The 4,847-nt window shown below is 69.9% G+C and carries 6 protein-coding genes and 1 pseudogene; 3 read left to right on the top strand and 4 right to left on the bottom strand.

Annotated elements, in window-relative coordinates; genetic code table 11:
* Both G6016_RS10635 and G6016_RS10630 read right to left on the bottom strand, forming a co-directional pair.
* The coding region (locus G6016_RS10635) for a 2-C-methyl-D-erythritol 4-phosphate cytidylyltransferase (RefSeq protein ID WP_241730176.1) at nt 1-289 on the bottom strand (289 nt) is incomplete at its 3' end.
* Nucleotides 290-442: 153 nt separating this feature from the next.
* Entirely contained in the window at nt 443-937 is a 495-nt protein-coding gene (locus G6016_RS10630) for a CarD family transcriptional regulator (protein WP_182632631.1), read from the bottom strand.
* A 197-nt stretch (nt 938-1,134) separates the two neighbouring features.
* On the opposite strand from G6016_RS10630, the gene G6016_RS10625 reads away from it, so the two are divergent.
* Nucleotides 1,135-1,707, top strand: coding sequence for a hypothetical protein (locus G6016_RS10625; protein ID WP_182632630.1), 573 nt, complete (start codon nt 1,135-1,137; stop codon nt 1,705-1,707).
* Nucleotides 1,708-1,759: 52 nt separating this feature from the next.
* Nucleotides 1,760-2,833 (top strand): annotated as a pseudogene (gene disA / locus G6016_RS10620) (DNA integrity scanning diadenylate cyclase DisA); the annotation flags it as partial.
* A gap of 89 nt (nt 2,834-2,922) precedes the next feature.
* Here the strand turns inward: disA and G6016_RS10615 are convergent.
* Nucleotides 2,923-3,582 carry a hypothetical protein gene (locus tag G6016_RS10615; RefSeq protein WP_182632629.1) on the bottom strand — a complete coding sequence of 220 codons (660 nt, stop codon included), beginning with the start codon at nt 3,580-3,582 and terminating at the stop codon, nt 2,923-2,925.
* A 104-nt stretch (nt 3,583-3,686) separates the two neighbouring features.
* The gene (locus tag G6016_RS10610; RefSeq protein WP_182632628.1) at nt 3,687-4,340 is read right to left on the bottom strand and encodes a carbonic anhydrase; all 654 of its coding nucleotides are present in this window, start codon (nt 4,338-4,340) and stop codon (nt 3,687-3,689) included.
* A gap of 38 nt (nt 4,341-4,378) precedes the next feature.
* Between G6016_RS10610 and G6016_RS10605 the strand changes: the two genes are divergently transcribed.
* On the top strand, nt 4,379-4,847 hold a 469-nt coding region (locus tag G6016_RS10605), incomplete at its 3' end, for an HhH-GPD family protein (protein WP_479682404.1).

Below are 4,847 nucleotides of genomic sequence, written 5' to 3'. Positions count from 1 at the left end.
CGCCCGCCGCGCTCACCTCGCCCGCCGCGCTCCCCCCGGAGGTCGCGAGGTGGGCGGTGGTCAGCGCCGCGAGGCCGTTGCGCACCGAGTCGGTGCGCTCCGCGCCCCCGGTGGTGACGACGACGACGTGGTCATCCCCCCGCAACGGTGCGAGCAGTGACTCCGCCTCGTCCAGACGGTCCTCGGGGACCACGGCCACCACGTCGTCGACGACCCCCGACTCCAGCAATCCCTCGACGGATCGAACAAGCATGGTCCGGCCGTCGAGTTCGACGAACGCTTTGGGCATGCCGGCTCCGAGCCGGACACCGGATCCGGCGGCCGGGACGACCGCGGCCACCCTGCCGGCGGGAACGACGCCGGCCACCCTGCCCTCGTGGGCGGGGTGGCCGGCCGAATCGACGTGTGTCACCTGGTGCGATACCGGATCAGCGTGACCGGATCAGGCGGGTGCGGCGGAGGCTAGCACCTCGTTGAGGAGGGCGTCAGCGCGCTCCTCGTCCGCCTGCTCGGCGAGCGCGAGCTCACCGACGAGCACCTGCCGGGCCTTGGCCAGCATGCGCTTCTCGCCCGCGGACAGACCCCGGTCGAGATCCCGACGCCAGAGGTCACGAACGACCTCTGCGACCTTGTTCACATCGCCCGAGGCGAGCTTCTCGCCGTTCGCCTTGTAGCGGCGAGACCAGTTGGTGGGCTCCTCCGCGTGCTCGGTACGCAGGACCTCGAAGACCTTGTCGAGGCCTGCCTGGTCCACCACGTCACGCACTCCGACGTACTCGGCGTTCTCGGCCGGCACCTTGACCGTGAGATCGCCCTGCGAAACCTTGAGGACGAGGTATTCCTTCTCGGTGCCCTTGACCGTCCGCATCTCGATCGCCTGAATGGTCGCGGCGCCGTGATGCGGGTAGACGACGGTGTCGCCGACCTTGAACTCCATGAGTGGCTTTCCCCTTTCGACTCGCCTATCTTAGCACGCCCTCAGTTCAGGCGTTATCCGTTTGCGCAGGTCAGCAACCTGTAGCGCCTGTCCAGGCATTCTGTTGCCCCCGAGGAGGCCACTCCGACACCGGGGACGGTGGGCCGTGGACTACGATGAGACCGGCCTGAGAGACGATCATCCCCGAGGAGCCTGACGTGACTTCACCGAACACCGGCCTGCGCCGCACCGCGCTCGTAGTCCTGGCCGTGGGCGCCGCCCTCGGGGCGTCCGCCTGCAGCTCCGGACAGATCTCCCAGACGGCGAATCAGGTCGCCGCGGTCGACGGTGGTCGAGGTTCCTCCGAGCAGCTCACCGTGAACGACTTCCAGGTGCTCGTCCCGGAGGAGGGCGACGAGGCCCGCGTCGGCTTCGCCGCCTCCTACACCGGCTACGACTCCGAGCAGCCGATCAGCATCGAGTCGGCCGAGGTCGACGGCACGCCGGTCGAGCTCGGCGCGACCCAGCCGATGGAGCGCGGCTGCACCATCGTGTTCGACGCGAGCGAGGATGCGGAGCCCATGCCGGCGTCCGCCGACATCTGCCTCGAGCACGCCACCGCCACGCTGACGGGCGCCGAGGACCTGCACATCGGCACCTCGCTCCCCGCCACGATCTCCTTCAGCAACGGTGAGCAGATCGAGCTCGACGCCGCCATAATGGCCGAGGTCCTCGAGATCGACTCGTACACCCGCCCGGCCGAGACCGCCGCCCCGACCGAGGGACACTGACACGTCTGCCCTCTCCGCCCGCTCGGCTGACGGGTTCCCCGTCGACCCCGAGGTCCGCAGCGTCCTTCGACGACTCGCACCGGGCACGCCACTGCGCGAGGCGCTCGACCGGATCCGCCGCAGCGGTACCGGAGGTCTCGTCGTGCTCGGCGACGACCCCGGCGTCCAGGCCATCTGCGACGGCGGGGTCGATCTCGATGTCCCGTTCACTCCCGCCCGCCTTCGCGAGCTGAGCAAGATGGACGGCGCCGTCGTCCTCTCCACCGATGGTGAGCGGATCACCCGCGCCAACGTGCACCTGGTCCCCGACCCCTCGCTTCCGGCGGTCGAGACCGGCACTCGGCACCGCGCCGCGGAGCGGACCGCCCTACACACCGGTGTTCCCGCGGTGGCCGTCTCCGCGTCCATGACGACGGTGACCGTGTACGCCGGCGGACAGTCCCGGGTGCTGGCCGACCCGGTGGTATTGCTGGCCCGGGCCGACCAGACCGTCGCCACGATGGAGCGCCACGGCGCCCGCACCGCCCGTGCCCGCGCCCGGCTCGATCGCGCGGAGATCGGCGGCTATGCCTCCGTGCGTGACGTGCTCACCATGGCCCAGCGGTTGCTGCGGCTCGAGCGCCTCGGCGCCGAGCTCGCCGAGCTGACCGTCGAGATGGGTGAGTACGGACGCCAGACCACGCTGCAGCTCGAGGAGCTGCTCTCCGACACCCCCGACGAGTTATGGGGCCTGGTGGCCGACTACCTGCAGGTGGATCGTCCCGGCGCGGACCCCGCGGACGCGGGCACTCCCGCGCTGCCCACAGCCGAGCAGGTGGGGTCCGGGTTGGAGCGACTGACCGCTCTGTCCGACGCGGATCTGTTGCTTCCCGGCCCGGTCGCGCGCTGTCTCGGACTGCCCGCCGAGCCAGAGGATCTGGACGATCAGGTCTCGGCCCGCGGGTTCCGCATGCTCGCGCACATCCCCCGACTGCGTCCGGTGCAGATCGCGGCTCTGGTGGAGCGGTTCGGTTCGGTGTCGGCGTTGTTGGCGGCCGAGCAGACCGACTTCGCCGATGTCGAGGGCGTCGGCTCCCTGTGGGCCCGGCACGTCCGGCAGCGGCTCACGGGCCTCGTCACCGGCTGAGCCGATTCACCAGCTGCGTCGATTCACCAGCTGCACTGTTTCAGCGGCTGAGCTGATTCACTTCCGGCCGGTCATCGCCGGGGCGCGGATCAGGACTCGGGCGCGTCCACCACGTTGAAGGTCGCGGCGGGGCTGAATACGTTCCCGACCAGCGCGTACACCTGGTACGCGCCCACCTCAACCGGGGTGCGGTCCGCCTCGGAGCAGGCGCCCTCCGCCGAGCGTCGGCCGGACCAGTCGATCTGGCGCGGCTCGGGCTCATTCGGCCGGAGTTCCACCTCGTCCTCGTCGCGGGGAGTGGTGCAGTCGATGCTCGACCACACCTTGGTGTTGTCGTCGAGCTTGTAGACCTCGAACGAGAGCGGCGCCTCGGTCAGATCTCGGTCGCACGTCGTCTCGGAGGAGTTGATGACGTTGACGAAGAAGCGGACCTCCTGACCGACAGGCACGTTCGGCTCGGCGGGCCACACATCGAGCCGCAGGTCCTCGTCGGCGCAGCGACCGCGGGAGGCGCCGCCGTCATCGGGCTCCTCGTCCTCCTCGGACTCCGCCGTCGTGGTGGCGTCGGTGGACTCGGCGGTGCCCGGATCGCCACTGCCGGCGGTCTCCTGGGTGTCCGTCCCAGTATCGCGTGAGGCCAGGAAGAGGGCGACAATCACCGCGAGCACCACGACGACCGCGACCACGACCGCCGCGACACGGCGACGGACATAGACTTCGCGAGGTAGTGGGCCCTGTGGTTCTTGCACGAGGACGACTCTAGTGGCGGGCCCGCGCACAGTCCGACCTGCGGCGCGGCGTGTCCCGGAAGCCGCCGGTCAACTGCGCGCGATCACCCGCCAGGCCGCGCGAATCAGACCGCGACCATCTCCTCGCCGGGACCATGTGCGACATCCTCGACGTCGCCGATGACGCTGCGCAGGTAGGCCCGCCCGTCGGAGAGCTTGTAGGTCACGCCGACGATCGCGAGCTCCCCCGCGTCGATCCGGTCGCTGATAATCTTGGACCGCTGCTGCAGCAGTTCGCCGGTCTCCAGGATGTGCCGCGCCTCGAAGTCGTCGGTGGTCTTGAGTCCCTCACGACGACCGTTGAGGATCGACGGCGACACCTTCTCCACCACGTCCCGAAGGAAGCCGGGCGGGATCTCACCGGTGCGCAACGCGTCCACCGCCGCGGCCACACCGCCGCAGTTGTCGTGACCCAGCACCACGATCAGCGGCGTCTCCAGCAGGTGGACGGCGTACTCGATCGAGCCCAGCACCGCCGTGTCGATGATGTGGCCGGCGGTACGGATCACGAACAGGTCGCCGAGCCCCTGGTCGAAGATGATCTCCGCCGCCACCCGCGAGTCCGAGCAGCCGAACAACACGGCCTTGGGGTGCTGGTTGGCCACGAGGTCCTCGCGGCGCTGGGTATTCTGGCTGGGATGACGCATCTCGCAGTCGACGAAGCGGTGGTTACCGTCTCGGAGCGAAGCCCATGCGCTGACCGGGTTGGTATGAGGCATGGCTCATATTGTGCCCCGACCGCCCCCGGAGCCCAACGATGACCTCCACCCACGCCCCCGCCACCCCCCGGATCGACACCCCCGCCCTGCTCGCCTGGTTCGACGGCGCCGGTCGCCCCCTGCCCTGGCGCGAGGACGGCGTCACCCCGTGGGAGATCCTGCTGTGCGAGGTGATGAGCCAGCAGACCCCCGTCGCCCGGGTGGAACCGATCTGGCGGGAGTGGCTCGAGCGGTGGCCGGGGCCTGCGGAACTCGCCGTCGCGGCCCCCTCCGATGTGATCCGCATGTGGGGCAAACTCGGCTATCCGCGACGCGCTCTGCGGTTGCGGGAATGCGCCGTCGTCGTCGTCGAAAAATTCCACGGCGAGGTCCCCACCGAGGTCGACGACCTCCTCTCCCTTCCCGGCGTCGGCGACTACACCGCGCGCGCCGTGGCGTGCTTCGCCCACGGGCAGGCCGTCCCGGTGGTCGACACCCGCCGGCACGGTGATCTTCAGCAAGGTGACC

Origin of the sequence: Dietzia aerolata (assembly GCF_014144865.1) — a bacterium.
Lineage (GTDB): Bacteria > Actinomycetota > Actinomycetes > Mycobacteriales > Mycobacteriaceae > Dietzia > Dietzia aerolata.
The sequence above is the reverse complement of the archived record's forward strand: the minus strand, read 5'-3'. Positions and strand labels throughout refer to the sequence as shown.